Source organism: Hominiventricola filiformis, from assembly GCF_020686965.1.
Lineage (GTDB): Bacteria > Bacillota > Clostridia > Lachnospirales > Lachnospiraceae > Hominiventricola > Hominiventricola filiformis.
In genome coordinates this window covers 354,843-381,501 of the sequence record NZ_JAJEPS010000001.1, presented here as the reverse complement: position 1 = coordinate 381,501, position 26,659 = coordinate 354,843, and the positions used below count along the sequence as shown (strand labels likewise).

Annotated in this window: 28 protein-coding genes; 21 read left to right on the top strand and 7 right to left on the bottom strand. The window is 47.4% G+C overall.

Annotated features, from left to right (window positions below; genetic code table 11):
* Positions 1-7: 7 nt before the first annotated feature.
* Positions 8-910 (bottom strand): LysR family transcriptional regulator, encoded by a 903-nt coding sequence (locus LKD36_RS01950; protein ID WP_118771474.1) that lies wholly within the window; start codon positions 908-910, stop codon positions 8-10.
* Between the two features lie 137 nt (positions 911-1,047).
* Here LKD36_RS01950 and LKD36_RS01945 point away from each other — a divergent pair, with 137 nt between their 5' ends.
* Complete coding sequence (locus LKD36_RS01945; protein WP_308458451.1) at positions 1,048-2,310, top strand: dihydroorotase; 1,263 nt, start codon at positions 1,048-1,050, stop codon at positions 2,308-2,310.
* A gap of 50 nt (positions 2,311-2,360) precedes the next feature.
* On the opposite strand, the gene LKD36_RS01940 is transcribed toward LKD36_RS01945, so the two are convergent.
* Positions 2,361-2,687: a helix-turn-helix transcriptional regulator gene (locus tag LKD36_RS01940; RefSeq protein WP_308458450.1), complete on the bottom strand. Its 327-nt coding sequence runs from the start codon at positions 2,685-2,687 to the stop codon at positions 2,361-2,363.
* Positions 2,688-2,837: 150 nt separating this feature from the next.
* On the opposite strand from LKD36_RS01940, the gene LKD36_RS01935 reads away from it, so the two are divergent.
* The gene (locus tag LKD36_RS01935) at positions 2,838-2,996 is read left to right on the top strand and encodes a hypothetical protein (protein ID WP_308458449.1); all 159 of its coding nucleotides are present in this window, start codon (positions 2,838-2,840) and stop codon (positions 2,994-2,996) included.
* Here LKD36_RS01935 and LKD36_RS01930 read toward each other — a convergent pair.
* Entirely contained in the window at positions 2,991-3,440 is a 450-nt protein-coding gene (locus tag LKD36_RS01930; RefSeq protein ID WP_308458448.1) for a CYTH domain-containing protein, read from the bottom strand. The two genes, LKD36_RS01935 and LKD36_RS01930, sit on opposite strands and share 6 nt — an antisense overlap.
* A 96-nt stretch (positions 3,441-3,536) precedes the next feature.
* Between LKD36_RS01930 and LKD36_RS01925 the strand changes: the two genes are divergently transcribed.
* The 8 genes from LKD36_RS01925 (at position 3,537) to ytvI (ending at position 11,849) form a co-directional block, all read left to right on the top strand.
* Entirely contained in the window at positions 3,537-4,082 is a 546-nt protein-coding gene (locus tag LKD36_RS01925) for a DJ-1 family glyoxalase III (RefSeq protein ID WP_308458447.1), read from the top strand.
* 58 nt (positions 4,083-4,140) lie between these two features.
* The gene (locus tag LKD36_RS01920) at positions 4,141-4,362 is read left to right on the top strand and encodes an alpha/beta-type small acid-soluble spore protein (protein WP_331465093.1); all 222 of its coding nucleotides are present in this window, start codon (positions 4,141-4,143) and stop codon (positions 4,360-4,362) included.
* 154 nt (positions 4,363-4,516) lie between these two features.
* A complete protein-coding gene (tig, locus tag LKD36_RS01915; protein WP_308458446.1) occupies positions 4,517-5,803 on the top strand; it encodes a trigger factor in 1,287 nt (428 codons plus the stop codon).
* A gap of 97 nt (positions 5,804-5,900) precedes the next feature.
* Positions 5,901-6,482, top strand: a complete 582-nt coding sequence (gene clpP / locus LKD36_RS01910; RefSeq protein WP_118768866.1) for an ATP-dependent Clp endopeptidase proteolytic subunit ClpP — start codon at positions 5,901-5,903, stop codon at positions 6,480-6,482.
* An 11-nt stretch (positions 6,483-6,493) separates the two neighbouring features.
* The gene (gene clpX, locus LKD36_RS01905; RefSeq protein WP_118768867.1) at positions 6,494-7,717 is read left to right on the top strand and encodes an ATP-dependent Clp protease ATP-binding subunit ClpX; all 1,224 of its coding nucleotides are present in this window, start codon (positions 6,494-6,496) and stop codon (positions 7,715-7,717) included.
* Between the two features lie 58 nt (positions 7,718-7,775).
* Positions 7,776-10,079, top strand: coding sequence for an endopeptidase La (lon, locus tag LKD36_RS01900; RefSeq protein ID WP_308458445.1), 2,304 nt, complete (start codon positions 7,776-7,778; stop codon positions 10,077-10,079).
* Between the two features lie 20 nt (positions 10,080-10,099).
* On the top strand, positions 10,100-10,711 hold the full coding sequence (gene yihA, locus LKD36_RS01895; protein WP_118769601.1) for a ribosome biogenesis GTP-binding protein YihA/YsxC: 612 nt from the start codon (positions 10,100-10,102) through the stop codon (positions 10,709-10,711).
* Entirely contained in the window at positions 10,692-11,849 is a 1,158-nt protein-coding gene (ytvI, locus tag LKD36_RS01890) for a sporulation integral membrane protein YtvI (protein ID WP_308458444.1), read from the top strand. Before yihA ends, ytvI begins: the two co-directional genes overlap by 20 nt.
* 47 nt (positions 11,850-11,896) lie before the next feature.
* Here the strand turns inward: ytvI and LKD36_RS01885 are convergent, their stop codons facing one another.
* On the bottom strand, positions 11,897-12,409 hold the full coding sequence (locus LKD36_RS01885; RefSeq protein ID WP_118768870.1) for a DUF4364 family protein: 513 nt from the start codon (positions 12,407-12,409) through the stop codon (positions 11,897-11,899).
* Between the two features lie 2 nt (positions 12,410-12,411).
* Positions 12,412-13,353, bottom strand: coding sequence for a TIGR01212 family radical SAM protein (locus tag LKD36_RS01880; protein ID WP_118768871.1), 942 nt, complete (start codon positions 13,351-13,353; stop codon positions 12,412-12,414).
* A gap of 214 nt (positions 13,354-13,567) precedes the next feature.
* On the opposite strand from LKD36_RS01880, the gene rho reads away from it, so the two are divergent.
* Entirely contained in the window at positions 13,568-14,896 is a 1,329-nt protein-coding gene (rho, locus tag LKD36_RS01875) for a transcription termination factor Rho (RefSeq protein ID WP_308458580.1), read from the top strand.
* 60 nt (positions 14,897-14,956) lie between these two features.
* Here rho and LKD36_RS01870 read toward each other — a convergent pair whose 3' ends face one another.
* Positions 14,957-16,162 (bottom strand): LL-diaminopimelate aminotransferase, encoded by a 1,206-nt coding sequence (locus LKD36_RS01870; RefSeq protein ID WP_308458443.1) that lies wholly within the window; start codon positions 16,160-16,162, stop codon positions 14,957-14,959.
* A 210-nt stretch (positions 16,163-16,372) separates the two neighbouring features.
* On the opposite strand from LKD36_RS01870, the gene LKD36_RS01865 reads away from it, so the two are divergent.
* The 4 genes from LKD36_RS01865 (at position 16,373) to LKD36_RS01850 (ending at position 18,920) form a co-directional block, all read left to right on the top strand.
* Positions 16,373-16,837 carry a hypothetical protein gene (locus tag LKD36_RS01865; RefSeq protein ID WP_308458442.1) on the top strand — a complete coding sequence of 155 codons (465 nt, stop codon included), beginning with the start codon at positions 16,373-16,375 and terminating at the stop codon, positions 16,835-16,837.
* Between the two features lie 15 nt (positions 16,838-16,852).
* Positions 16,853-17,347, top strand: coding sequence for a YqeG family HAD IIIA-type phosphatase (locus tag LKD36_RS01860; protein WP_331465090.1), 495 nt, complete (start codon positions 16,853-16,855; stop codon positions 17,345-17,347).
* 93 nt (positions 17,348-17,440) lie between these two features.
* Positions 17,441-18,592 (top strand): hypothetical protein, encoded by a 1,152-nt coding sequence (locus LKD36_RS01855; protein WP_308458441.1) that lies wholly within the window; start codon positions 17,441-17,443, stop codon positions 18,590-18,592.
* Positions 18,593-18,665: 73 nt separating this feature from the next.
* Positions 18,666-18,920: a hypothetical protein gene (locus LKD36_RS01850; RefSeq protein WP_118768876.1), complete on the top strand. Its 255-nt coding sequence runs from the start codon at positions 18,666-18,668 to the stop codon at positions 18,918-18,920.
* Positions 18,921-18,981: 61 nt separating this feature from the next.
* On the opposite strand, the gene LKD36_RS01845 is transcribed toward LKD36_RS01850, so the two are convergent.
* Complete coding sequence (locus LKD36_RS01845) at positions 18,982-20,208, bottom strand: argininosuccinate synthase (protein ID WP_118768877.1); 1,227 nt, start codon at positions 20,206-20,208, stop codon at positions 18,982-18,984.
* Between the two features lie 309 nt (positions 20,209-20,517).
* On the opposite strand from LKD36_RS01845, the gene argC reads away from it, so the two are divergent.
* From argC to LKD36_RS01815, 6 genes are read left to right on the top strand one after another with little or no spacing between them, the layout of a single operon-like run.
* Positions 20,518-21,558: an N-acetyl-gamma-glutamyl-phosphate reductase gene (gene argC / locus LKD36_RS01840; protein ID WP_308458440.1), complete on the top strand. Its 1,041-nt coding sequence runs from the start codon at positions 20,518-20,520 to the stop codon at positions 21,556-21,558.
* A 24-nt stretch (positions 21,559-21,582) separates the two neighbouring features.
* Complete coding sequence (locus LKD36_RS01835) at positions 21,583-22,035, top strand: GNAT family N-acetyltransferase (RefSeq protein WP_308458439.1); 453 nt, start codon at positions 21,583-21,585, stop codon at positions 22,033-22,035.
* 7 nt (positions 22,036-22,042) lie between these two features.
* Positions 22,043-23,269 (top strand): bifunctional glutamate N-acetyltransferase/amino-acid acetyltransferase ArgJ, encoded by a 1,227-nt coding sequence (gene argJ, locus LKD36_RS01830; RefSeq protein ID WP_118768880.1) that lies wholly within the window; start codon positions 22,043-22,045, stop codon positions 23,267-23,269.
* Positions 23,270-23,309: 40 nt separating this feature from the next.
* Positions 23,310-24,206 carry an acetylglutamate kinase gene (gene argB / locus LKD36_RS01825; RefSeq protein ID WP_118768881.1) on the top strand — a complete coding sequence of 299 codons (897 nt, stop codon included), beginning with the start codon at positions 23,310-23,312 and terminating at the stop codon, positions 24,204-24,206.
* Complete coding sequence (locus LKD36_RS01820; RefSeq protein WP_118768882.1) at positions 24,199-25,383, top strand: aspartate aminotransferase family protein; 1,185 nt, start codon at positions 24,199-24,201, stop codon at positions 25,381-25,383. The genes argB and LKD36_RS01820 overlap by 8 nt, the downstream gene beginning before the upstream one ends.
* Before the next feature lie 12 nt (positions 25,384-25,395).
* Positions 25,396-26,646 carry a sugar ABC transporter substrate-binding protein gene (locus LKD36_RS01815; protein WP_308458438.1) on the top strand — a complete coding sequence of 417 codons (1,251 nt, stop codon included), beginning with the start codon at positions 25,396-25,398 and terminating at the stop codon, positions 26,644-26,646.
* Positions 26,647-26,659: the final 13 nt, after the last annotated feature.

Here is a 26,659-nt window from a genome sequence, read left to right as displayed (position 1 = left end):
AAGGCTGTTACAGGTCCGTGAGCGCAGGATTCGATGCATAATGCTCCACGACATAGTCATGGAAATTCTGCGCTGCAGGGGACAGCAGACGGTTTTTTAAAGTGGCAAGATAAAAGTTCCGTTCCCATAAGGGGCGGGAGATCTGGATGATATCAAGGTTCATACGGGGCAGCTCATCCATATAGGGAACGACTGCGATGCCGAAGTTCTGTGCCACCAGTCCTGCGATTACCTGGTCTTCCTGAATTTCATAGGCAATCTCAGGAGACTGACCGATCTTCTGGAACAGCTGATCCACTACGCTGCGTAATCCGGAATCCGGGGTGAAGCAGATGTGAGGATAGGCAAGGGAGGCGGACAGATCCACGGAATCAAGACCGGATAAAGGGTGCCCTTTTGGGACGATCAGAACCAGGTCCTGATGTGCTACAGGAAAAAAGTCGATGGAAGTCTCCTGATCCATGCGAGTGCAGAATACCATGTCATAGATCCCTTCGCGGAGTGCCGACAGGAGCGGCTGGGAACTGTCGGTGTGAAATTCAAAACAGATATCCACGGAATTCTGTGTTTTCAGAAAATCGGCGGCGAGTCCGGGGATAAATTGGGTTCCGAGGGGACGGATGAATCCGAGACGGATACATCCCTCTCCGCGGGAAATATGTTCCATGGCACTGATTCCATTATCCAGAATGGCCAGTGATTTATTGACGTAGGTCAGAAACTGTTCTCCGGCACTGGTCAGGCTGCTGGAACGTCCTTTGCGTTCAAAAAGCTGTACACCCAGTTCCTGTTCCAGCTGGGAAATGGCATGACTGAGGCTTGGCTGTGCAATGCACAGTTTTTCGGCTGCTTTTCCGTAATGCTGCGTCCCGGCAAGAACCGAAAAATAACGAAGCTGATACAGATTCATGAAAATTCCTTTCCGAAAGCAGTGGAGTAACTGCTTTCTGCATGTTTACGTTTAAAATAGTATAGCATGGAAGAGAAGAATGGGGTATGATAGAATTAAAAAACAGACTGTAACCAGGAAGAGGGAGGATACAAGATATGATATTGATTCAGAATGGAAGAGTTCTCGACCCGGTAACCAATACGGATCAGGTGATGGATGTACTTCTGGACGAAAGCGGAATTGTGAAAACGGGAGAGCATCTGGAGGCAGAGGGAGCAGATGTGATTGATGCGTCAGGGCTCGTGGTGGCACCGGGACTTATGGATGCCCATGTACATTTCCGGGATCCGGGTCTGACCTACAAAGAGGACATTTTCACCGGAGCGGCGGCAGCGGCAAGAGGCGGATTTACGACAGTCGTGTGCATGGCAAATACGAAACCGACGGTTGATAATGTGGAGACACTGAATCTGGTACAGAAAAAAGGCGAGAAAGCCCTGATCCATGTGCTGCAGGCAGCGGCCATCTCCAAGGGCCTGAAGGGGGAAGAACTCACGGATATGGAAGCGCTGGCAGAGGCCGGAGCCGCTGGGTTTACCGATGACGGTATTCCACTGATGGATGAAAAACTCATTGTGTCTGCCATGGAGAAAGCAAAAGAACTGGGGCTTCCGCTGGCATTCCATGAGGAAGATCCGGCACTCATGTCAGAGCCGGGCGTACACAAAGGAGCGGTAGCGGAAAAGATCGGATACGGCGGAGCAGCCAGAGCAGCAGAAGACGTGATGGTGGCAAGAGACTGTATGCTGGCACTTCACACGGGTGCATCAGTCTGCATCCAGCACATCAGCTCCGAAAATTCCGTGGAACTGGTACGGCTGGCGAAAAAACTGGGCGCGGATGTCCATGCAGAGGCAACGCCGCATCACTTTACGCTGACCGAGGAAGCGGTCCTGAAATACGGTACCATGGCAAGAATGAATCCACCCCTTCGCACAGAAGCAGATCGACAGGCAATTATTGAAGGAATCAAAGACGGCACGATCGATATGATTGTGACAGATCATGCACCTCACAGCGCGGAGGAAAAAGCACGTCCCATGGCACAGGCACCGAGTGGCATTACAGGACTGGAAACATCACTGGCCCTTGGTATTCATTCTTTGGTGGAACCGGGATATATTACGCTGATGGATCTGATGAGGCTTATGAGCAAGGCACCGGCAGAATTTTATCGGATGGTGCCAGGAAGTATTACGGAAGGAGCTCCGGCGGATCTGGTGATCTTCGGTGAGCATGAGCAGTGGACGGTGGATCATTTCGATTCCAAAGCGGAGAACAGTCCGTTCAAGGGCTGGACTCTGCCGGGAAAAGTGCATTATACCATCTGTGCAGGCAAAATCGTATACAGGGGATAAATAAGAAAAAGGGATTGCCGAAAAGGCAGTCCCTTTTTATCGAAAAGTATTTATGGATATTTTTCCTGATTTTTCAGAAAATGCATATAGAGATGCATGTTTTTCTGATTCTCCGGATTCAATTCATCATAGGATTTTATAAACTGGCGGTACTGATCCGGTATGACATCACTGCAGCCATGGAGAAGTTCGTCCAGCGTAATATGGTAATAGCTGCAGAGCTTGACTGCTGTATCAAGATCAGGAAGCCGTCTGCCGGTCTCATAGCAGGAATATACCTGTCGGGAGATATGAAGTTCTTTGCTGAGTGCTGCCTGCGTAAGTCCGGCATGATGCCGGAGATCTTTCAGAACGGCACTGATCGTGCGGTCTTCCATTTCTTACCTCTTTTGTATATAAATACCTGAAACGTATTATAGCAATTTCCTGCGATAACTTGCCCGATTACAAGAAAACAAAGAATTTACACAGAAAAATTGATTTCATGCAACGAAATGATGTAAAATATAAAAAAGGGGAAAAATAAAATGACAAAAAATAACAATACTGCAGATGAAAGACTGTGGATACTGAAAGAATGTGCAAAAATGAAATCTGTGAAAGTGGAGGCTCCGCCGGATGCAAAAAGCCCGGAGCAGATGCTCCGGGAGATCAAGCAGGAAATTGAAAGAAGAAAGAATCTATAATTTACTCAGATTGCTGTTGTGGTAGAGAGAAGAGCTTGTGACATCTTCTCCGAACCAGGATGGCGGGGTGAAAGACAGGGCTTCTTCTTCGGAAGAAAACTCCACCTCGGCGAGCAGAAGTCCGGATTTGGGTGAGGAAAAGAGATCCAGCTCGATGGTATAATCTCCATATGGGATCAGATAACGGCGTTTGGAGATCAGGCGGCCGTCGATTTTTTCGCGCAGATGAAGATAGGATTCCTTTGTCAGCGGGAGATTGTATTCCTCGCGGATCATCAGACCTTTTGACTTGTAGGTGAGATAGTATTCTTCGTCCTGGCGTCTGATGCGGACTACCGGTTCGGTGCTCAGATATCCCTGTTCGATCTCATGATAAGGGAAGGAAGAAAGATTTTCAGGAGCAGCAGGAACAAGATATTTTCGCTCAATTTCGTATGATTTCATAGTGCCTCCTAAAGGGTGTGGTTTGAAATACAGTGTAGCACGTTTCATGGGAAAATGGTACAATATCCTCAATGAGAAAACAAGGAGGATGGACTTATGAGAGCGTGTGTATTTCTTGCGGACGGATTTGAAGAAATCGAAGGTCTGACCGTTGTGGACATTTTGAGAAGAGCAGGTGTGGAGACACAGACTGTATCCATCACGGAGCGGAGATTGGTGACAGGAAGTCATCAGATCCCGGTTACGGCGGACAGCTGTATCAAAGAAACGGATTTTTCAGAGGCAGAACTTCTGGTACTGCCGGGCGGAATGCCGGGAACCAGATATCTGGGCGAATGTCGGCCGCTGACAGAGCTCCTGTTACAGTTTTTCAGGGAAGGCAGAAAAGTGGCTGCCATCTGTGCGGCACCGAGCGTGCTTGGCGGACTTGGAATTCTGGAAGGAAAGAAAGCTGCCTGCTATCCGGGATTTGAAGATAAATTAAAAGGTGCAGAAGTGGTTTTTGACCAGGTGGTCCGCGACGGCAATGTGACGACCAGCAGAGGCATGGGAACCGCCATTCCGTTTGCCCTTGATCTGGTAAGCCAGCTGGTATCGGAAGAAAAAGCACAGGAGCTGAAGACGGGAATTATTTACGGATAAAGTTTCCAGTATGGCTGCTTCCTGATCGGATCATACTAGGGTCATGGAGGTGATTAGCATGACAGATCAGAGCGGAAAGTCAGGAACCAACCGTATGGCAGTACCGGAAGCAAAATCGGCCATGAACCGTTTTAAGGAAGAAGTGGCAAGCGAGCTTGGTGTCTCCTTAAAAGAAGGTTATAATGGCGATCTGACCAGCAGACAGGCCGGTTCCATTGGCGGTGAAATGGTCAAAAAGATGATCATGAAGCAGGAACAGCAGATGTCATCCGGCCAGTAACGGATAAAAAACGCAAAAAAGTGAGAAAATGATGGGACTGTCCGGACGTTTTGGCTGGACAGCCTCATTTTTTTGTGTTATACTTCTACAATGTCTATGAGTATGTAAATCAGGCAATACTGATCTATAAATAGAAGGAGGATACAGTTCTAACATGAGCGTACAGGTAAAAAAATTAGAGAAAAACATGGCAAAGCTGACCGTTGAGGTTCCGGCTGAGGACGTTGAAAAAGCAATTCAGGGTGCATATCAGAAAACCAAGAAGAGCATTAACATTCCGGGATTCCGTAAAGGAAAAGCACCAAGACAGCTGATCGAGAAAATGTATGGTAAAGAAGTATTCTACAGCGATGCAGTAGATGCTATGCTTCCGAAAGCATATTCTGATGCTGTTGAGGAGTGTGGTGAGGAGATCGTTTCCTATCCGAAGATTGATGTAGTACAGATCGAAAGCGGAAAACCGTTCATCTTTACTGCAGAGGTAGCTGTAAAACCGGCTGTTACCCTTGGTGAGTACAAAGGTATCCAGGTAGAGAAAGCACCGATCGAGGTAACTGATGAGGAGATCGAGGCTCAGGTAAATAAAGAGCGCGAGGCTAACTCCAGAACCGTAACCGTTGAGGACAGAGCAGTACAGAAAGGTGACATCGCTACCATCGATTTCGAAGGATTTGTTGACGGTGTTGCTTTCGATGGCGGTAAGGGTGAGAACTATGATCTTGAGATCGGTTCCAATACTTTCATCCCAGGATTTGAAGATCAGCTGGTAGGCGCTGAGATCGGCAAAGAGCTGGATGTAAACGTAACCTTCCCGGAGGAGTACGGTGCAAAAGAGCTGGCTGGAAAAGAAGCAGTATTCAAATGCAAAGTAAACGGAATCAAAGTAAAAGAGCTTCCGGAAGCAGACGATGAGTTCGCACAGGAAGTATCCGAGTTCGATACTCTGGATGAGTACAAAGCAGATATTAAAGCAAAACTTCTGAAAGACAAAGAGGATGAGGCTAAGAGAGCTAAAGAGGATGCAGTAATCGGCAAGATCGTTGAGAACGCAACCATGGACATTCCGGATGCAATGGTAGAGTATCAGACTCAGCAGATGCTGGATGATTTCGGACGCCGTATGCAGAGCCAGGGTCTGTCTCTGGAGCAGTACTTCCAGTTCACCGGCATGACCGAGGCTGATTACAAAGAGCAGATGAAACCGAGAGCACTGCAGAACATTCAGAGCAGACTGGTTCTTGAGGCAGTTGCAGAGGCTGAGAAGCTGGAAGCTACTGAGGAAGATCTTGAGAAAGAGTATGCTAAGATGGCTGAGCAGTACAAACTCGACGTAGATAAAGTAAAAGAGATCTTCGGTGAGTACCAGAAAGAAGAGCTGAAGAAGGATATCGTAATCCAGAAAGCAGCTGAGCTGGTTACTGAGGCAGCAGTAGAGGCTTAAGAAGAAGCCGCGAAATATGGAGATCAGAGGGGGCATGGCGGGTTAAGCTGTGCCCTTTTATGCTCTGAGGGGGCATTTTGAGAGGAGGAGTTTTATCATGGCATTAGTACCTTATGTCATTGAGCAGACCAGCCGAGGCGAGAGAAATTACGACATCTACTCCCGGCTTCTGAAAGAGAGAATTATTTTCCTGGGAGAGGAAGTCAATGAGACTACCGCAAGCCTGGTGGTAGCACAGCTTCTGTTCCTGGAATCTGAGGATCCGGGAAAGGATATTCATCTGTACATCAACAGCCCAGGTGGTTCCGTGACCGCAGGTTTTGCAATTTATGATACGATGAATTACATCAAATGCGATGTATCCACCATCTGCATCGGTATGGCAGCCAGCATGGGAGCATTTCTTCTGGCAGGCGGTGCCAAGGGAAAACGTTTCGCTCTTCCGAATGCAGAGATCATGATTCACCAGCCTCTTGGCGGAGCGCAGGGCCAGGCAACGGAGATTGAGATTGCTGCAAAGCATATCTTACGTACCAAGGAAAAACTGAACAGCATTCTGTCAGAGCGGACCGGTCAGCCGATGGATGTCATTGTGCGTGATACGGACCGTGATAATTATATGACTGCGGAAGAGGCGAAAGCTTACGGACTGATTGATCAGGTTATCGCAGGACACTAAGGGAGAATTCAATGGCTAGAAATGAAATCAGATGCTCTTTCTGCGGCAAGACGGAAAGTCAGGTTATGAAACTGCTGAAAGGACCCAATGGCGTCTATATCTGCGATGCCTGCGTGGAACTGTGCTCCGAGATCATCGAAGAAGAGATGAATGATGAGGAAGACGGAACGGATGCGGAAGAGATCAATCTTCTGAAACCGGAGGAAATCAAGGCATTTCTGGACGATTATGTGATCGGTCAGGAGAAAGCCAAGAAAGTTCTTTCCGTAGCAGTTTACAATCATTATAAGAGAATTCTTGCACAGCAGGATCTGGATGTGGAGCTTCAGAAGAGCAATATTCTTCTTCTCGGACCGACTGGCTCGGGTAAGACGCTTCTGGCACAGACACTGGCGAAGATTTTAAATGTACCGTTTGCTATCGCAGATGCGACGACGCTGACGGAAGCCGGTTATGTGGGAGAAGATGTGGAGAACATTCTTCTGAAGATTATTCAGGCAGCAGATTACGATATTGAGAGAGCCCAGAAGGGTATTATTTATATCGATGAGATCGATAAGATTACCAGAAAATCTGAGAACCCGTCTATTACCAGGGATGTGTCCGGAGAAGGTGTTCAGCAGGCACTGTTGAAGATTCTGGAAGGTACGGTAGCATCGGTTCCGCCACAGGGCGGCAGAAAACATCCGCATCAGGAACTGATTCAGATCGATACGACCAATATCCTGTTTATCTGCGGCGGTGCATTTGAGGGACTCGACAAGATTATTGAAACCCGTATGGATCAGAAATCCATCGGATTTAATGCAGATATCCGTGACAAGCGCCAGAATAATGTAGGAGAGCTGCTGAAGCATGCGCTTCCGGAAGATTTTATCAAATTTGGTATGATTCCGGAGTTCATGGGGCGTGTGCCGATCTCCGTATCACTGGAGCCGCTGGAGCGGGATGATATGGTACGAATTCTGCTGGAGCCGAAGAACTCTATCGTCAAACAGTATCAGAAGCTGTTTGAGCTGGACGGCGTAGACTTAAGCTTTGATGACGAAGCAGTGAAAGCGATCGCGGATAAGACCATTTCCAGAAAGACCGGTGCCAGAGGCCTTCGGTCCATTATGGAGGAGACGATGATGGATCTGATGTTTACGATCCCGTCGGATGATACAATTAAGAGCTGTACGGTTACCAGGGAAGCGGTAGAAGGCACCGGAGTCCCGGAGATAACCAGAAAATAAGAGGAAAGAAAGGGCCTTGATTCAAGGCCCTTTTTCTGACCGGAGAGGAGGAAGAAACATGGAGAGATCCGTATTGAAAATGCCGGCTGTGGCATTGCGGGGAATGACCATTCTTCCGGGAATGATTACACATTTTGATGTCAGCCGTTCCAGATCTGCGAAAGCAGTGGAGCGCTCTGTGGCGCAGGATCAGAAATTGTTTGTAGTGACACAGAAAGATCCGGAGACAGAGAATCCGGACAAGGACGGACTGTTTTCTATCGGTACTATTGTTGAAGTAAAACAGATTATCAAGATGCCCCACAATATTCTTCGAATTCTGGTAGAAGGAGCAGGCAGGGCAGAGCTTTGCGGGCTGGAAGATGGAGAATATCTGGAGGCGGATGTCTGTGAAATCCCGGATATCGTGGAAGAAGGGCTGCCGGAAGAGGCTATGCTCAGAAATCTGCAGGATATTTTTGAAGGGTATACAGCTGCATCAGGAAAAATGAACAAGGATATGGCCCGCCAGATCAAAAACTGTCAGACTGTGCAGAACATGATGGAACAGATATCCATTCATGTCCCATTTCGCTGGGAAGAGCATCAGCAGTATCTGGAGACCGTAAATTTTGAAGAACGCTATGAACTGTTGTGTGTGCTTTTGAATAATGAGATTGAGATCGAAAAATTTCGACGAGGTATTCAGGAAAAGGTAAAGGCACGGGTTGACAAGCAGCAGAAGGATTATATCCTTCGAGAACAGCTGAAAGTAATCCGTGAGGAGCTGGGAGATGATGGCCCGAACACAGAGGCTGCAGCTTTTCGGGAAGAAGTGAAGAAACTGGAAGCCTCAGAGGAAGTTAAGGAGCGAATCGAGAAAGAGATTCAGCGTTTTCTGAACAGCGGTGCCAATTCTGCGGAAGCAGGTGTGATCCGCGGATATATCGAGACACTGCTGGCGCTGCCGTGGGATAAGCGGAGCGAGGACCGGCTTGATCTTAGAAAAGCGGAAGAAATTCTGGAAGAAGAACACTATGGTCTGGAGAAGGTGAAAGAGCGGATTCTGGAGTTCCTGGCTGTCCGGAAGATGATGAATGCCAAAGAAAGTCCGATTCTCTGTCTGGTAGGACCTCCTGGAACCGGTAAGACTTCCATTGCCAGGTCTATTGCCCATGCATTGGAGAAAAAATATGTACGTATCTGTCTGGGAGGCGTTCACGATGAAGCGGAGATCCGCGGTCACAGACGTACATACATAGGTGCCATGCCGGGACGGATTGCCGACGGGCTCCGCCATGCGGGAGTAAAAAATCCACTGATGGTGCTGGATGAGATCGACAAGGTGAGCAGTGATCACAGGGGAGATACCTTCTCGGCACTGCTGGAGGTTCTGGACAGTGAGCAGAATGAAAAGTTCCGGGATCATTATGTGGAACTTCCGGTTGACCTTTCCGAGGTGATGTTCCTCTGTACGGCCAATGATATTCAGACGATTCCCAGACCGCTTCTGGATCGTATGGAAGTGATCGAGATCAGCGGCTATACGGAGAACGAGAAGCTTCATATTGCGAAAGAGCATCTTCTTCCGAAGCAGATGGAGCGTCATGGTCTGAAAGAAGGGCAGTTCCGGGTCAGCAATAAAGCACTGGAAAAAGTGATTCATCAGTATACAAGAGAGTCCGGGGTCCGTGCACTGGAGAGAAGAATCGCGTCTTTGTGCAGAAAGGCAGACCGGGAGATTCTGGAGAAAAATAAAGCCAGTGTGCAGATTACGGAAAAGAATGTGGAAAAATATCTGGGTAAGACCATCTATGAATTCCAGCAGAAACTGGATCAGGACGAAGTGGGAATTGTCCGTGGACTGGCATGGACCAGCGCCGGCGGGGATACACTGGAGATTGAAGTTAATCTGATGCCGGGAAAAGGAAACTTTGAACTGACGGGACAACTTGGCGATGTCATGCAGGAATCTGCCAAAGCAGGTATCAGCTATATCCGTTCCGTGAGTGAAAAATATGAACTGGACAGAGATTATTTCCAGGAACATGATATTCACATTCATATTCCGGAAGGTGCAGTGCCGAAGGATGGCCCGTCCGCAGGTATTACCATGGCAACTGCCATGCTTTCTGCGATTCTGGAAAAACCGGTACGTGCGGATGTGGCCATGACCGGAGAAATTACGTTGAGGGGCCGTGTCCTTCCGATCGGAGGATTGAAGGAAAAACTGCTGGCAGCAAAGAGTGCTGGTATGAAAACGGTCATTGTGCCGGAGAAGAACCGAAGAGATGTAGAAGAACTTTCAAAAGAAATTACAGGAGGCCTGGAGCTTGTCTATGCCGGAAGCATGGAAACGGTTCTGTCCCATGCCTTCGCATAGAGGAGAGGTGAAAAGCTATGATGATTATCAAACAGGCGGAGCTGGAGACAGTCTGCGGAATTACAAGCAAGCTGCCGGAAAATGCATTTCCTGAGGTGGCATTTGCCGGAAAATCCAATGTGGGAAAATCTTCGCTGATTAACGGGCTTCTGAACCGGAAATCACTGGCGAGAACTTCTTCACAGCCAGGTAAAACGCAGACTATTAATTTTTACAAAGTAAACGGCGATCTGTATCTGGTAGACCTTCCGGGTTACGGATATGCGAAAGTCAGCAATGAGATCAAAGCAAAGTGGGGGCGGATGATTGAAAATTATCTGCATGGCTCAAAACAGCTGAAAGCCGTTTTCCTGCTGGTAGATATCCGTCATGAGCCGTCGGCTAATGACAAAGATATGTATCAGTGGATTGTGGCACAGGGCTATGAGCCTGTGATTATTGCCACCAAGCTGGACAAAATTAAGAGAAGCCAGGTGCAGAAACAGATAAAAATCCTGAAAGAGGGACTGAAGCTTCTGCCGGGCACCCAGCTGATTCCGTTTTCTGCGGAGACGAAGCAGGGACGGGATGAGATATGGGATGTGATCTGTTCATTTGTGGAGGAACCATCCGATGAAAGAGGAACCGTGTAAACATGTTGAGGGAGTAGATACGGGAAAACGGATTCGGAAGAATCTGTTAAATATCGGAGTGTTTATTGCTGAAATACTGATCCTTGTCCTGTTGGGACCATGGGCGGTGCGGTTTTTCCTTCCGCTGCTGGTTGGCTGGCTGATCGCGCAGATTGCCAATCCGCTGGTGCGGTTTCTGGAGCAGCATCTTCATATTGTCAGAAAGCACAGTTCCATGGGAATTATTGCCGGTGCGATCCTGTTGATTGTGTGGATTTGCTATTTGATAGTGACATGGACGGCAGGGCGGGTAGTTTTTCTGCTGGAACATCTGCCGGAATATTATCGGTCGCTGTCAGCTGAGATGACAGTGATCTCTGATAATCTGGAGAGTCTGGCAGGACATCTGTCGCCGGAGGCAGGGCAGAAGATCGGAGAATTGACCGGAAGTCTAAGCACTCAGATCGGGACGATTGTGGGCAGTCTGGGAGGCGTGACGATGGGAGTGGCCGGAAATGCGGCAGGTAAGATCCCTTCATTATTGATCTCCTTCCTGTTCGTGTTGTTATTTGCGTATTTCTTCACCGCCCAGAGCGAGCGGGTGCAGGATTTTATCAAAATAATCGTTCCGGAGGAGACGCGACGGCAGCTGCAACTGATCGGAAAGAAGATGAAATTTGCTGTTGGAGGTTATTTCAGGGCACAGTTCAAAATCATGTTTATTGTGTTTGTGATTCTGACGGCAGGTCTCCTGGTTTTAAGAGTTCCGTATGCGGTTCTGGCAACTGCCGGGATTGCAGTGCTGGATTTTCTGCCGATGCTTGGAACGGGAACCATCCTGATTCCCTGGGCAGTTTTATGGGCGTTAAGTGGAAAATTGTCATCTGCTGCAGGTCTTGTGATTCTGTATGCGGTGACGCAGGTGACCAGACAGCTGATTCAGCCGAAGATGGTAGGAGACAGTATTGGAATGGATGCCATGACCACATTGATCTTTTTGTTCATCGGATACCGGATGGCAGGACTGATTGGAATGATTGTCGCAATTCCATCAGGATTGATCCTGATTCAGTTGTATGAAGCAGGTGCATTTGCAGGTGTGATTGCCAGTGTCAGGGAACTGGCGGACGATATGCACAGATTACGCACAGGAAAATAAAAAAGAAGCTGGCAGATGATGCCGGCTTCTTTTCGATCACGGGTTTGTTACAGTAATTCTTTCATGACATAGGCATAGAGCGTCTGACTTTTCTTCTGCCAATTGTGGCAGATGGAATCGGCTTCTTCTTTAGAAGGAACGGAAAGTGTCAGATCGATCAGTGTGGAATTGTGTTCCCGTACCTGACAACGTACCAGATAACCGCCGTCGTTGGATGGAAAATAATCGGCGATATTGGAAAGCGCATTGCGGATCTCGATCTGGTGCTCCTGCAGGAAAGAGGTGATCTCACCGCAGATGGTATCGGATACTTTGTCACCGAAATATTTCAGGGTATGTCTGCCGGAATCTGTGATCCGATAGAGGGAGCTGTTTCTGGTGGATGCAACAGTGACAAGGCCTGTCTCTGACATTTCTGAGAGTACCTGCTGAAGTGTGAAATAATTGGTATACTCTTTTTCCAGAATAAAATCCGTAATCTGGGCTCCGGTCAGCGGCGCATCCGCTTCATCCAGCATTTTAAGAACAATCAGTTTATAAAGTGTCAGTGTATCTGCCATCGTTACTGCTCCTTCCCTTCCGAATCATAATATTTTCCCTGCCAGGTATCCCGCAGGCGGAATTCCCTGTGAATGGAATTTAAGACATGACGTTTGGCTGAACTCCACAACGGGGCAATCAGAAGATCTTTTGGACCGTCTCCGGTCAGCCGGTGAATAACCATATCCGGACGGATGATTTCCACACAGTCGACGATGAAAGAGACATACTCTTCCAGCGTAAAGACCGGAAATGGATCGTGCTCATAAATATCTGCCAGATCGGTTCCCTTCAGAATATGCAGAAGCTGAAGTTTTATGCCCTGAATATCCTGCGTGTTGAGATAGCGGATGGTCTCCAGCATCCGTTCATGGTCTTCTCCGGGAAGTCCCAGAATTACATGGGTGATCACTTCGATGCCGTGAAGACGGAGCTTTTTTACAGCATCTTCAAAGACCGGAAGAGGATAACCTCTCCGGATAAATTGTGCAGTGTCTTCATGCATGGTCTGCAGTCCCAGTTCAACCCAGACAGGTTTGATCTGGTTCAGTTCCGACAGTAAGCTTACAATCTCATCCTGCAGGCAGTCCGGCCGGGTCGCAATGGCAAGCACCTCTATCTCAGGATGCTGGATGGCTTCTGTAAAAATAGAACGTAGATAATCCACAGGCCCATAGGTATTAGTAAAGGCTTGAAAATATGCAATATACTTATGTACGGGGCGTTTATTTGCGAGAAGCTTCTGACCGGCCCGAATCTGCTTTGAAATGGAGAGAGAAGCCGGAGCGGCAAAATCTCCAGAGCCTCCTTCGCTGCAAAATATGCAGCCACCGGTTGCAATGTGGCCGTCCCGGTTCGGACAGGTCATGCCGCCATTTAATGCAAGACGGTATACTTTTTCATGAAACCGTTTTTTCAATTCAAAGTCCAGTGAGTGGTAAGGTTTATCATTCCATAAATTCATGTCTTCAATCTACCATAGTAAAAAATAAAAATCAATGATTTATCAAAAGTTTCGCTTTCCATTTCTCATTAAAGATAGTATACTTAAATCAATGCAAATAATCTGGACTCAGTTTGAGACAATGTAATTCATTAAGACGGCCCTGTCAAATCAGATGAGGGCGTTCCCGAAAAGATGACCATACAGAATACAGGAGGAATTTATGGCAGTAAATATGAGAGAAAAGTATGAATCACTTTCTCTGGCTGTATTGCGCGATATCGCGAAAAATCGTGGAATCAAAAGTACATCCACCATGCGGAAAGAAGCGGTAATTGATGCAATGCTGGCAGAAGACGAAAAGGCAGCTGCTGCAGAACGCATGAAAACCCAGGCGACGGAGACAGGAAAAACAGTGACTGATATGGAACAGCTGGACAGCGGACAGACGGTAAGCGGAATCCTGGAGGTGATGTCTGACGGTTTCGGATTTATCAGAAGTGACCATTATCTTCCGGGCGATCATGATGTGTATGTTTCTCCGGCGCAGATCCGCAGATTTAACCTGAAGACTGGTGATATCGTGACCGGCAATACAAAAGTAAAGACAGAGCGTGAGAAGTTCAGTGCGCTTCTATATCTGAAAGAGGTCAACGGGCTGGCTCCGGATGCGAATGCAAAGAGACCGAACTTTGAGGATCTGACTCCGATTTTCCCGAATGAGAGAATCCGTCTGGAGCGCGATGGCGGCAGTATGGCAGTCCGTATTGTGGATGAGATTGCACCGATTGGAAAAGGACAGAGAGGTATGATCGTTTCCCCGCCGAAAGCAGGTAAGACGACTCTTTTAAAAGATGTGGCAAAATCCATTACGCAGAATAATCCGGAGATGTATCTGATCATTCTGCTGATTGACGAGCGTCCTGAAGAGGTTACGGATGTAAAAGAGGCGATCTCAGGCAAAAATGTGGAGGTCGTATATTCCACATTCGATGAGCTGGCTGAGCGCCATAAGAGAATTTCCGAGATGGTCATCGAACGTGCAAAACGTCTGGTAGAGTCCGGACGGGACGTTGCGATTCTTCTGGACAGTATCACCAGACTGGCCCGGGCATACAACCTTACAGTTCCGCCCAGTGGACGTACTCTTTCCGGTGGTCTTGATCCGGCAGCCCTTCATATGCCGAAACGTTTCTTTGGAGCGGCCAGAAATATGAGAGAAGGCGGCAGCCTTACGATCCTGGCAACCGCGCTGGTAGATACTGGAAGCAAGATGGATGATGTTGTATATGAGGAGTTCAAGAGTACCGGTAATATGGAACTGGTTCTGGACAGAAAGCTGTCTGAGAAGCGTGTGTTCCCGGCAATTGATATTCCAAAATCAGGTACCAGAAGAGAGGATCTGCTTCTGAACAAAGAAGAGCAGCTGGCAATGGATAACATCCGAAAAGGTCTGAATGGCATGAAAGCCGATGATGCGGTTGAGACGGTTCTGAACTTGTTTGCCAGAACAAAGAATAATGAAGAATTTGTACAGGATGTAAAGAAAACCAGATTTTTCTAAAATTATGAGTACAAAGAAACCGGCGATCTGCAGAACGCCGGTTTCTTTTTCTTCCATCAATTATTTAAACAGTTTTTCAAAACGTTCCATGGCTTCTACGGTCTTCTCGTAGTTTCCGAAGGAAGTCAGACGGAAATAATTCTTTCCGTTTTCACCGAATCCTGCACCCGGAGTTCCAACTACCTGGATATTCTGAAGCAGGTAATCGAAGCATTCCCAGGACTCCATGCCGTTCGGGCACTCAAACCAGATGTACGGAGAGTTGATGCCGCCGAAGAAGCGGATGCCAAGTTTGGTCATGGTGTCTGCGATGACTTTTGCATTTCTCTTATAGTAGTTGATATTTTCCTGGCATTCTTTGATGCCCTCATCAGAGAATACCACTTCGGCACCTTTCTGTACAATGTAGGAGGTACCGTTGAATTTGGTGCACTGACGGCGGTTCCACATGGCATTCAGAGACATTTCCTCGCCGTTGGAAGCAGTAAATACCAGCTCTTTCGGAACGACGGTGTAACCGCAGCGGGTTCCGGTAAATCCGGCTGTCTTGGAGAGAGAGCAGAACTCGATCGCACATTTCTTTGCACCTTCGACAGCAAAGATGCTTCGCGGAAGTTCCGGATCGGTGATAAATGCTTCATATGCGGAGTCGAAAAGAATCACTGCTTCATTGGCCAGTGCGTAATCGACCCATTCCTTCAACTGCTCTTTGTTGTAGCATGCACCGGTAGGATTGTTGGGAGAACAGAGGTAGATGACGTCTGCGTGCTGGCTTTTATCCGGCATGGGAAGAAATCCGTTTTCTGCATTTCCTGCCATATAGGTAACCTGGTTTCCGGCCATAATATTGGTATCCACATAGACCGGATAGACCGGATCAGGAACCAGAACGACGTTGTCATGTCCGAACAGATCAGTGATATTACCGGTATCGCTCTTTGCACCGTCGGATACAAAGATATCACCTGGGTCTACTTCCACGCCGTTTCTCTTATAGTAATCTGCAATGGCATTTCTGGTAGCCTCATATCCCTGCTCAGGTCCATAACCTTTGAATGTCTCGGAGGTCGCCATGGCATCGACTCCTTCATGGAGTGCGTCAATGACAACTTTGCCCAGCGGAAGGGTGACATCGCCGATTCCGAGACGGATGATCTGTGCGCCTTTCTCAGGATTTGCTTCTTTATAGGCAGCAGTTCTGTGTGCAATCTCGGAGAACAGATAGCTGGCCTTCAGATTGAGATAATTTTCATTTAATTTTGGCATAGATTCCAGATCCTTTCTGTATATAATCAAAAACTGCATATATTGTAGCAAAGAGCTAGGAAATCGTCAATAAATGTGGTATCATACCGAAAAAATTTCGGTGTGCAGAAAAGAAGGAAAGCATGGCGGAGAGTTGCTTTTTCGTTGACATAAAGAAGAGAGTCCCGTATACTGATAACAAAGAATGTTTATACAAAGGAGGAAAAGGATATGAATTATGTAGGAACATTACTGGGACTGGGAATCGGTCTGATGTTTGTGGGAATTCTGGTAGGAATCTTGTATTATGTGGCATTTTCCTGGTCACATATGAAAGCACTGAAAGCCCTTGGTTATGACAAGGCGTGGCTGGCATGGATTCCCTTTGGCGTATTGTTTGCCTGCTCAGATGCAGTGACCGGAGATGCGGATCAGGTACGGATGTTCAACAGTTTTGAAGTTCCGGCAGCCGTATTCAAGTTCTGGTGGATTGCGCAGCTGGCACTGTGGGTTTTGTCACTGTCCGGACCGCTTGCTACTCTGATCAACCTGGCGCTGAACATTACATTCTACGGATGCACTTATGCGAAGATGTATGCACTCCTGGAGCGGAAAGCTGAGGAGGAGACCCAGGTAATCGGCTGTGTATCCGGTGTGATTCCGCTGGTGGCAATCGTAAAATTTCTGACAATGTAACAGTAAGGAAACAGTATGAGTCTGAAAAATTTGTATCCCGGCCGGATGGTATCGTCTGTATATGAGATGGACTGGGAAAAGCTTGCCCTGACATACCGGGGAGTGATTTTTGATATTGATAATACGCTGGTTCCCCATGGGGCGCCTGCGGATGACCGGGCAAAAGAGCTGTTTTCAAGGCTTCACGGACTGGGAATGAAGACAGCTCTTGTATCCAACAACGGGGAGGAACGCGTCCGCCCCTTTGCGGAGGAAGTAGAGAGTATATATCTTTATAAGGCCGGAAAACCGAAGAGAGACGGCTATGAGAAAGCCATGCAGCGGATGGGGACAGATACGGAAAATACGCTGTTCGTGGGAGACCAGATTTTTACGGATATTTTTGGGGGAAACCGTGCAGGACTGGATACGGTACTCACGGAACCGGTTGACAAATCCACCGACGAGCCCCAGATTGTGGTGAAACGATGGCTTGAAAAACCGTTCCGGAAGGTGCGGCGGGATTTCTGAAGAAACGTAAGAACTTTGTAACAGATATTCAACATTTCATTGCTATAATAAATCATCTGAAGACATATACTAGATAGCAGGGAAGTGATGATAATGTTGAAAAAATGGATGCGATATATGCTGCTGGCAGCGTGCTGCCTGACACTTACTGGGTGCGCCCGGAAAGAGACCGGATCCGAATTGCTGACAGAGACGAAGGATGCGGTGGTTCCGGTGGACGGTAAAGTTGATCCAGTTGTGGAGGAAACGCCGGAAGGAACCGCATTTCACCTTTACTACGGAGATGAGAATGCAGAGAATATCGTGCAGAAGACTGTCTATGTGGACAAGGTGACGGAAGATTCTGTAATGGAGCAGCTGGCGCAGACACTGAAACTGGATTCGAATATCCGGCTGAAAAAGATTTCCTTTGGAATGCACGGAGGAGACAAGGTCGTGATGCTGGATTTTAATCAGGCATTTGCGGATTATATGAAGAAGCTGAGTCAGTCCGGCGAGACAGTTGTCATGGGAAGCATTACCAATACGTTTCTGGACTGTTATCAGAGCGAGCTTCTGCTGGTGACAGTGGAGGGCAAGGTACTGGATACCGGCCGGGAAGCCTATGAGGAATATTTGGAATGGTATCCGTATGTGGAGTCTTCCTATAAAGTAGTAGATGCAAAGCTGGAGCAGGACGGTGTTTCCATCACCTATCCGCAGATCGAGGGTCTGGGTGATGCCAGGATGCAGGAAAAATGGAATGATATTATTCGTTCCACTGAAGAGCGGGCCATGGAGGGCTGGCTGTCTGGAGGGGAAAGTCAGGATGATTCCTATGAAGTGTCCTATGTGGTGAAAACTATGACGCCGGATACGCTGTCTATTCTTATGAATGGAAACATCTGTGAACAGGGTGCAGTTCATCCTTATGGTTTTAAATACACCTACAATATTGATCTGAATACCGGAGAAAGTATCAGGCTTGCTGATCATGTGGATGTGGACCGTCTGGCGGAGAATTTGTTTGCGGGAACCGGTTATTATGTGGAAGAATCAGCAGCAGATTATTTCAGGGAACGCCTGGAAGCTATCTACGGAACACCGGACAGTCTGGCAAGATCACTGGCGGGTTATGACTATGCGGAGGATGGAAGCGCACCTTACGGATATTCCTATCTGGAAAATGGAAAAGTGTGGATTTGTATGGAAGTTCCGCATGCACTGGGAGACTATATGGAGATCGAACTGGATACGCAGCAGTAGAAAAAAACATGAAATTTTCACAGAGATATGCTATAATAACTGTTAAGTATTGATAAAGGAGTACGATTGATATATGAGTCAGGAAAAAGTAGATCGTTATAAAGAACAGAAAAGAAACAGAAAAGCAATTCAGGCGAAGAAAAAGAAAGAGGCATTTCTCACAAAGCTCTGTGCAGGACTGATTGCCATTGCATTGGTTGCGTGGCTTGGATATTCTGTCATGTATAAATATGATCAGAAGCAGAACAGCGGTGATGTGACTGCAGATATCACAGCATTGAACGATTATGTATCCGGCCTGAGTACAGACGGAGACGCAGCAGAATAAAACTTCATAGCAAGTAAAAACCCCGGCTGTAAAGCCGGGGGATTTTTTTATCTGTTTTCAGTTATTTCTGATTCTCTTTTGCTTCCATAAGTTTCATCGCACGAACTTTCAGCGGCAGTCCGAACAGGGTGATGAATCCGCTTGCGTCGTGGTGGTCATACATATCACCGGTGGTGAAGGATGCCAGAGACTCGTTGTAGAGGCTGTAAGGAGATGTGGTTCCGGCTTTGATGATGTTGCCTTTGTAAAGTTTGAATTTTACTTCACCGGTTACATACTCCTGAGTGCTTGCTACAAATGCGCGGATAGCATCACACAGAGGAGTGAACCATTTTCCTTCGTATACGACCTGGGACAGCTTGTTGCCCATGTCTTTTTTCGCTTCCATGGTAGCACGGTCAAGTACCAGCTCTTCCAGCTGCTTGTGAGCTTCCATCAGGATAGTTCCGCCAGGAGTCTCATAAACACCGCGGGATTTCATACCAACAACACGGTTCTCTACGATATCTACGATACCGATACCATGTTTTCCTCCCAGTTTGTTCAGCTCTCTGATGATGTCAGCAACCTTCATCTTCTTGCCGTTTACGGAAGTCGGAACCCCTTTTTCAAAGGTCATGGTTACATATTCATCCTGATCCGGTGCTTTCTCTGGAGTTACGCCAAGAACCAGCATGTGATCATAGTTCGGCTCATTTGCCGGATCTTCCAGTTCCAGTCCTTCGTGGCTGATGTGCCACAGGTTGCGGTCACGGCTGTAGCTGTGGCTGTGATCGAAGGGCAGGTCAATGCCGTGTTTTTTACAGTATTCGATCTCGTCATCACGGGACTGCATGGTCCAGACGTCGGTCATTCTCCACGGAGCAATGATCTTCAGGTCCGGAGCCAGAGCTTTGATTGCCAGTTCAAAACGGATCTGGTCATTTCCTTTACCGGTAGCACCATGGCAGATAGCGGAAGCGCCTTCTTTTCTTGCGATCTCTACCAGTTTCTTTGCGATAACCGGACGAGCCATGGAAGTTCCGAGAAGATATTTGTTCTCGTATACAGCACCTGCCTGTACGCACGGCATGATGTAGTCCTCTGCGAACTCATCAACGATATCTTCAATATATAATTTAGCAGCTCCGGATGCTTTTGCTCTCTCCTCCAGGCCATCCAGCTCGTTTCCCTGACCGCAGTCTACACAGCAGCAGATAACGTCATAACCAAAATTCTCTTTCAGCCACGGAATAATAGCGGTAGTATCCAGACCACCGGAATATGCAAGAACAACTTTTTCTTTCATATTATAAGTCCTCCTCAATATGGGTTTATGTTTTGTCGGAAAATCGTCGGCTTCCGACTTTTTTCTCACTGCAATTAAATATACAACATCCTATTGAAAACTGCAAGCGGAATTTTATACATAAAAACAGAAATTATGCGCATAAACTTGATATATATGCATATAAAGTTTGAAATATGCATATATAATGAATAAAAATGCAGAAAAAGTCAGAAAAGGACTTGCAAAGCAGATAAAACGGGGTTACAATACATCTATTGTAAATTCGCAACACATTTATTTTATATGAACAACGGGGAGAATGAGAATATGGTCAGAGTAGGAATCATCGGAGCAACCGGATATGCAGGCGGCGAACTGGTACGCCTTTTACTTGGTCATAAGGATGTAGACATCAAATGGTACGGATCCAGAAGCTATGTGGATCAGGCCTACGCATCCGTATATCAGAATATGTTCCAGCTGGTAGATGCAAAATGTCTGGACGATAATATGGAAGCAATGGCAGATCAGGTGGATGTGATCTTCACAGCAACACCCCAGGGGCTGTGTGCATCCCTGGTAAATGAAGAGATTTTAAAAAAAGTAAAGATTATCGATTTAAGTGCGGACTTCCGTATTAAAGATGTATCTGTCTATGAAAAATGGTATGGGATCGAGCACAAAGCTCCCCAGTATATTGAAGAGGCAGTCTACGGACTGTGTGAGGTGAACCGGGAAAAAGTGAAGAAAGCAAGACTGGTAGCCAATCCGGGATGCTATCCGACTTGTAGTTTCCTCTCTGTTTATCCCTGTGTGAAAGAGGGACTCATTGATCCGAACACCATTATCATTGATGCGAAATCTGGAACTTCCGGAGCAGGAAGAGGTGCCAAGGTGGACAATCTGTTCTGTGAGGTCAATGAAAATATCAAGGCCTACGGCGTGGCAGGACACCGCCACACACCGGAGATCGAGGAGCAGTTAGGGTATGCGGCAGGTGAGCCGGTGCTCATCAACTTTACACCGCATTTGGTACCCATGCAGAGAGGTATTCTGGTAACCGTCTATGCATCTCTGAAAAAAGACGTTACCTATGAAGAGGTAAAGGCAGTTTATGATAAATACTACAACGACGAGTTCTTCGTCCGTGTATTAAATAAGGATGTCTGCCCGCAGACCCGCTGGGTGGAAGGCAGCAACTTTGTAGATGTGAACTTCAAGATTGATCCGAGAACCAAGCGTATCATTATGATGGGCGCTATGGACAATCTGGTAAAAGGTGCAGCTGGACAGGCAGTACAGAATATGAATCTTATGTTTGGATTTGAGGAAGCGGAAGGCCTTCGCATGGCTCCGGTCTTCCCGTAAATATAGAAAAGGCAGGAAAATACAATGGAAATCCGGGTAATGAAAGCGGAAGATTACGATAAATTATATGAGCTGTGGATGACGATCAAGGGCTTCGGCATCCGAAGCATCGACGATTCCAGAGAAGGAGTTGTCCGCTTTCTGAAGAGAAATCCTACCACCAGCATGACTGCCTGGGACGGGGATACCCTGATTGGTGCCATTCTCTGCGGACATGACGGAAGACGGGGGTGTCTTTATCATGTATGCGTGAAAAAAGGCTATCGCCGCCATGGCGTGGGAAAGGCCATGGTAGTTGCCTGCATGGAAGCACTTCGGAAGGAAGAGATCAATAAAGTCACCCTGATCGCATTTACGAAAAATGATATTGGAAATGCATTCTGGAACAAGATCGGCTGGACGGAGCGTGAAGACCTGAACTATTATGATTTTACATTAAATGAAGCAAACATTACCGCATTTATCGAGGAGGATTAAAGAAACCATGAAGATCATTACAGGCGGAGTTACCGCAGCAAAAGGATTTGAAGCGGCATCTGTGGAAGCACAGATCAAATACAAAAACCGGAAAGATATGGCGCTGGTTTACAGCGAAGTTCCCTGTGTGGCAGCTGGAACTTTCACGACCAATGTGGTGAAGGCAGCCCCGGTAAAATGGGATCAGGAGGTCGTATACCATTCACCGGCAGCACAGGCGGTCATCATTAATTCCGGTATCGCCAATGCCTGCACCGGAGCAGAAGGTTATGGTTATTGTAAAGAGACCGCAGAGGCAGCAGCCAAAGCACTGGACGTACCGGAGGATTCCGTATTGGTAGCATCTACCGGAGTCATCGGCATGCAGCTTCCCATGGACCGTATTGCAGCAGGGGTGGAGAAATTGGCAGCTGCAAAGGACGGCAGCGAAAAGGAAGGTCTGGAGGCAGCCAAAGCCATCATGACCACTGATACGAAGCCGAAATATGTGGGCGCACAGATTGAGATTGGCGGTAAGACAGTCACTATCGGCGGCATGTGTAAAGGTTCCGGCATGATCCATCCGAATATGTGTACCATGCTTGGATTTATCACTACCGATGCAGCTATCACCAAAGAACTGCTGCAGAAAGCCCTTTCTGATGATATCAAAGATACCTTCAATATGATTTCCGTGGATGGAGACACTTCCACCAATGATACGGTGCTTCTGCTGGCCAATGGTATGGCAGAAAACCCGGTCATCGATGACGAGAACAGTCCGGAATATGCAGAGTTTAAGAAAGCCCTCAACTATGTAAATACAGAACTCTCCAAGAAGATTGCCGGAGACGGCGAGGGCGCAACCTGTCTCTTTGAAGTAAAAGTGGTCGGTGCAGAGAGCAAGGAACAGGCTGTGACCTTAAGCAAATCCGTTGTCATGTCTACCCTGACCAAAGCAGCTATCTATGGACATGATGCGAACTGGGGGAGAATTCTCTGCGCTATGGGATATTCCGGTGCCCAGTTTGACCCGGAGAAAGTAGATCTCTATTTTGAGAGCAAAGCCGGCAAGCTGAAGATCATTGAGAATGGCGTATCTACCGGATACAGCGAGGAAGTGGCAACAAAGATTCTTTCAGAGGATCATGTAACAGCCATTGCTGATGTGAAGATGGGTGACTGCACAGCCACTGCATGGGGCTGTGACCTGACCCATGAGTATGTGAACATCAATGCAGACTACAGAAGCTAGAGCCTGACAGAACGGATACGTGAAAAGAGGAGTAGAGAACATGAGAAAAGATGATGAGAAATATCTGGAGAAAGCGGCCGTCTTGGTGGAAGCTCTTCCCTATATTCAGAAATTTAACCGGAAAGTAATTGTTGTCAAATACGGCGGAAGCGCCATGGTGGATGAGAACTTGAAGAAGAGTGTGATCAGTGACGTTACCCTTCTGAAACTGGTTGGATTCAAGCCAATCATCGTACATGGCGGCGGCAAGGAGATCAGTAAATGGGTCGGAAAAGTCGGTAAAGAGCCGGAATTCATCAACGGACTTCGTGTGACGGACGAGGAGACTATGGAGATTGCCGAGATGGTACTTGGCCGTGTGAATAAGAGTCTGGTTAGTATGGTAGAATCTTTAGGTGTGAAGGCCATCGGTATCAGCGGAAAAGACGGCGGACTCTTGAAAGTAAAGAAGAAATATTCTGACGGTAAGGATATTGGTTATGTGGGTGAAATCAGCGAGGTAGACCCGCAGATTTTGTTTGATATGATGGAGAAGGATTTTCTTCCGATTATCTGTCCGGTTGGTCTGGATGATGAGTTCAACACTTACAATATCAATGCGGATGACGCAGCCTGCGCGGTAGCACGTGCGGTAGGAGCAAATAAACTGGCATTCCTGACGGATATTGAAGGACTGTACAGAGATTTCAATGACAAGAGTTCCCTGATCTCCGAGATCAAGGTAAGTGAAGCAAAAGAACTGATTGCAGGAGGCACCATCGGCGGCGGTATGCTTCCGAAACTGTCCAACTGTATTGATGCCATCGAGGCAGGTGTATCAAGAGTCCACATTATCGACGGAAGAATCCCTCACAGTATTCTGATGGAGATCTTCTCTGACCGTGGTGTGGGAACTGCTATTTTGGGAGATACGGAGGAAAAATTCTATCATGAGTAATCCATATATTGAAGAAGCAGAAGAGGCCATTCTTCATACTTATAACCGGTATCAGATCGTACTGGATCGCGGAGAGGGTGTACATCTTTATGATGTAAATGGAAAAGAGTATCTGGACTTTGCAGCAGGTATCGCAGTTCAGTCTCTGGGATATAACAATAAGGAATATACCCAGGCGCTGAAAGACCAGATCGACAAATTGACCCATATTTCCAATCTCTACTATTCTGTTCCTATGGCAGAAGCAGCAGAGAAGGTAAAAAAAGCCAGCAGACTGGAAAAAGTATTTTTCACCAACAGCGGCACCGAAGCCATTGAGGGTGCGCTCAAAGTGGCAAGAAAATATTCCTATGCAAAATACGGTGAGGACCGCTATGAGATCGTTGCCATGAATCATTCCTTCCACGGAAGAAGCCTTGGCGCTCTGTCCGTAACCGGAAATGAGAAATACAGAAAACCCTTTGAACCGCTGATCGGCGGCGTGCGTTTTGCAGATTACAATGATCTGGAGAGCGTGAAAAGCCAGGTCAATGAGAAGACCTGTGCGATCATTCTGGAGACGGTTCAGGGTGAGGGCGGCATTTATCCGGCAACGGAGGAGTTCTTAAAAGGCGTGAAAGCACTCTGCGAGGAGAAAGACCTGATCCTGATTCTTGATGAGATTCAGTGTGGTATGGGAAGAACCGGATACATGTTCGCATGGCAGGAGTACGGTGTGGAGCCGGATGTCATGACCTGTGCAAAGGCACTGGGATGCGGTGTTCCGGTCGGCGCATTTGTCCTTGGCAAAAAAGTGGCAGACGCTTCCCTTGCACCGGGAGACCATGGAACCACTTACGGCGGAAATCCCTTTGTCTGCGCGGCAGTCAGCAAAGTATTTGATCTTTATGAGAAGGAACAGATTGTGGACCATGTGAAGAAGGTCGGTGGATATCTGGAGCAGAAATTAAATGCACTGGTGGAAAAGTATGATTTTCTGAAAGAACGCCGCGGAAAAGGCCTGATCCAGGGACTGGAAGTAGAAGGAAGACCCATCGGTGAGATCGTAAACCGTGGACTGGAGGAAGGACTCATCATTATTACTGCAGGCAGCAACGTGCTGCGTTTTGTTCCGCCTCTGGTTGTCACGGAAGCAGATGTGGATGAAATGATTGCCAAATTGGAGAAATGTTTTTAGAAAGGGGACGGTATGTCAAAAAGAATTCCCGGAATTCTGGCTGTGATTGTTGTGATCTTTCTCTTGATGGAGATGACATTCCAGACCAGACAACAGGAAAATAAAGAAGCGGTGGAACCGGAAAATGTGAGCCCGCTGTTGGTATGGTACACGGATCCGGATATACAGACTTATATGGAAGAAACGGCAGCGGAGGCCTCAAAAAGTCTCGGTGTGGAGATTCAGACGGAACTGGTATCGGAAGTAGATTATATGGAAAATATCAGTGAGAAATCTATGGCGGAAGAGATGACAGGGCCGGATCTCTATGTGGCAGCTACATCCCAGCTTGGAAAAGCAGCGCAGGCTGGTCTTGCCCTGCCGGCAGAGCAGTCACAGATTGAGAAGACATACGGGGAGAAAGCGCTCCATGCAGTAATTTATAACGGAAATGCCGTTGCGGTTCCGTTCTATGTGGAGACCAGCGTGTTGTTGTACAATCCGGCTTATGTGGAAAGTGCACCTCAGACTATAGATGAGATTCTGAATTATGCGGAGAATTTTGAGACGAATGAAACCACGGAGGCAGTGGAGAATATTTTCAACTGGAACGTGGCAGACGTTATCGAAGATTACATGTTCATGGGCGGCTACACTAATCTGGGTGGTGAAGACGGAGACCGGAAGGACGAGGTGATGCTCGATCTTGACCAGATTAATGCATGTATGGCATATTATCAGAACCTGAACAGCTTTTTCGCAATTGATGCGGATACCATTACTTCTGATGCAATTATGCAGGACTTCCTTGCAGGTAAGACTGTATATGTGATTGCCAATGAATCTATGCTGTCACAGGCGGATCAGGCCATCAGGGAAGGAAAAGTTTCCGAAGGTTTTTACAGTGCGGCGGTACTCCCGGATCTGACAGAAGAACTGATTTCCCGCGGACTTTCCGTGACTACTTCCGTCGTGGTGAATCCTTACTCCCAAAATCAGGATGCAGCATGGGAGCTGGTTTCCTGGATCACGGAGAAATGTGCAGGCAGCCTCTATGAAAATGCCGGAAAGCTCCCGGCATGCAGAACACTTGCCGAAGCTCCGACGCCTGCGTGGGAAACTGTCTGTGAGGCATATGATCAGGCGGCGGAAGTACCGAAACTGATGGAACTGTCTGATCTGTGGCTGAATCTGGAATTGACGCTTGCAGATATCTGGAGAGGGGAAGACCCATCTGAACAGATGCAGGCATTCTCAGAAGAATTGATACAGAGACTGGATTAAGCAGGAATAGAAT

What these genes read in the sequence shown, in the direction of transcription:
- LKD36_RS01820 (WP_118768882.1), top strand. Translation starts at nt 24,199, where the DNA reads ATGAGTAATCCATATATTGAAGAAGCAGAAGAGGCCATTCTTCATACT.
- LKD36_RS01845 (WP_118768877.1), bottom strand. Translation starts at nt 20,208, where the DNA reads ATGAAAGAAAAAGTTGTTCTTGCATATTCCGGTGGTCTGGATACTACC.
- argC (WP_308458440.1), top strand. Translation starts at nt 20,518, where the DNA reads ATGGTCAGAGTAGGAATCATCGGAGCAACCGGATATGCAGGCGGCGAA.
- lon (WP_308458445.1), top strand. Translation starts at nt 7,776, where the DNA reads ATGGAGAGATCCGTATTGAAAATGCCGGCTGTGGCATTGCGGGGAATG.
- clpP (WP_118768866.1), top strand. Translation starts at nt 5,901, where the DNA reads ATGGCATTAGTACCTTATGTCATTGAGCAGACCAGCCGAGGCGAGAGA.
- LKD36_RS01815 (WP_308458438.1), top strand. Translation starts at nt 25,396, where the DNA reads ATGTCAAAAAGAATTCCCGGAATTCTGGCTGTGATTGTTGTGATCTTT.
- clpX (WP_118768867.1), top strand. Translation starts at nt 6,494, where the DNA reads ATGGCTAGAAATGAAATCAGATGCTCTTTCTGCGGCAAGACGGAAAGT.
- tig (WP_308458446.1), top strand. Translation starts at nt 4,517, where the DNA reads ATGAGCGTACAGGTAAAAAAATTAGAGAAAAACATGGCAAAGCTGACC.
- LKD36_RS01930 (WP_308458448.1), bottom strand. Translation starts at nt 3,440, where the DNA reads ATGAAATCATACGAAATTGAGCGAAAATATCTTGTTCCTGCTGCTCCT.
- LKD36_RS01950 (WP_118771474.1), bottom strand. Translation starts at nt 910, where the DNA reads ATGAATCTGTATCAGCTTCGTTATTTTTCGGTTCTTGCCGGGACGCAG.
- LKD36_RS01945 (WP_308458451.1), top strand. Translation starts at nt 1,048, where the DNA reads ATGATATTGATTCAGAATGGAAGAGTTCTCGACCCGGTAACCAATACG.
- LKD36_RS01835 (WP_308458439.1), top strand. Translation starts at nt 21,583, where the DNA reads ATGGAAATCCGGGTAATGAAAGCGGAAGATTACGATAAATTATATGAG.
- LKD36_RS01860 (WP_331465090.1), top strand. Translation starts at nt 16,853, where the DNA reads ATGAGTCTGAAAAATTTGTATCCCGGCCGGATGGTATCGTCTGTATAT.
- rho (WP_308458580.1), top strand. Translation starts at nt 13,568, where the DNA reads ATGAGAGAAAAGTATGAATCACTTTCTCTGGCTGTATTGCGCGATATC.
- LKD36_RS01935 (WP_308458449.1), top strand. Translation starts at nt 2,838, where the DNA reads ATGACAAAAAATAACAATACTGCAGATGAAAGACTGTGGATACTGAAA.
- LKD36_RS01865 (WP_308458442.1), top strand. Translation starts at nt 16,373, where the DNA reads ATGAATTATGTAGGAACATTACTGGGACTGGGAATCGGTCTGATGTTT.
- LKD36_RS01850 (WP_118768876.1), top strand. Translation starts at nt 18,666, where the DNA reads ATGAGTCAGGAAAAAGTAGATCGTTATAAAGAACAGAAAAGAAACAGA.
- yihA (WP_118769601.1), top strand. Translation starts at nt 10,100, where the DNA reads ATGATTATCAAACAGGCGGAGCTGGAGACAGTCTGCGGAATTACAAGC.
- LKD36_RS01855 (WP_308458441.1), top strand. Translation starts at nt 17,441, where the DNA reads ATGTTGAAAAAATGGATGCGATATATGCTGCTGGCAGCGTGCTGCCTG.
- LKD36_RS01920 (WP_331465093.1), top strand. Translation starts at nt 4,141, where the DNA reads ATGACAGATCAGAGCGGAAAGTCAGGAACCAACCGTATGGCAGTACCG.
- ytvI (WP_308458444.1), top strand. Translation starts at nt 10,692, where the DNA reads ATGAAAGAGGAACCGTGTAAACATGTTGAGGGAGTAGATACGGGAAAA.
- LKD36_RS01870 (WP_308458443.1), bottom strand. Translation starts at nt 16,162, where the DNA reads ATGCCAAAATTAAATGAAAATTATCTCAATCTGAAGGCCAGCTATCTG.
- LKD36_RS01925 (WP_308458447.1), top strand. Translation starts at nt 3,537, where the DNA reads ATGAGAGCGTGTGTATTTCTTGCGGACGGATTTGAAGAAATCGAAGGT.
- LKD36_RS01880 (WP_118768871.1), bottom strand. Translation starts at nt 13,353, where the DNA reads ATGAATTTATGGAATGATAAACCTTACCACTCACTGGACTTTGAATTG.
- LKD36_RS01940 (WP_308458450.1), bottom strand. Translation starts at nt 2,687, where the DNA reads ATGGAAGACCGCACGATCAGTGCCGTTCTGAAAGATCTCCGGCATCAT.
- argJ (WP_118768880.1), top strand. Translation starts at nt 22,043, where the DNA reads ATGAAGATCATTACAGGCGGAGTTACCGCAGCAAAAGGATTTGAAGCG.
- LKD36_RS01885 (WP_118768870.1), bottom strand. Translation starts at nt 12,409, where the DNA reads ATGGCAGATACACTGACACTTTATAAACTGATTGTTCTTAAAATGCTG.
- argB (WP_118768881.1), top strand. Translation starts at nt 23,310, where the DNA reads ATGAGAAAAGATGATGAGAAATATCTGGAGAAAGCGGCCGTCTTGGTG.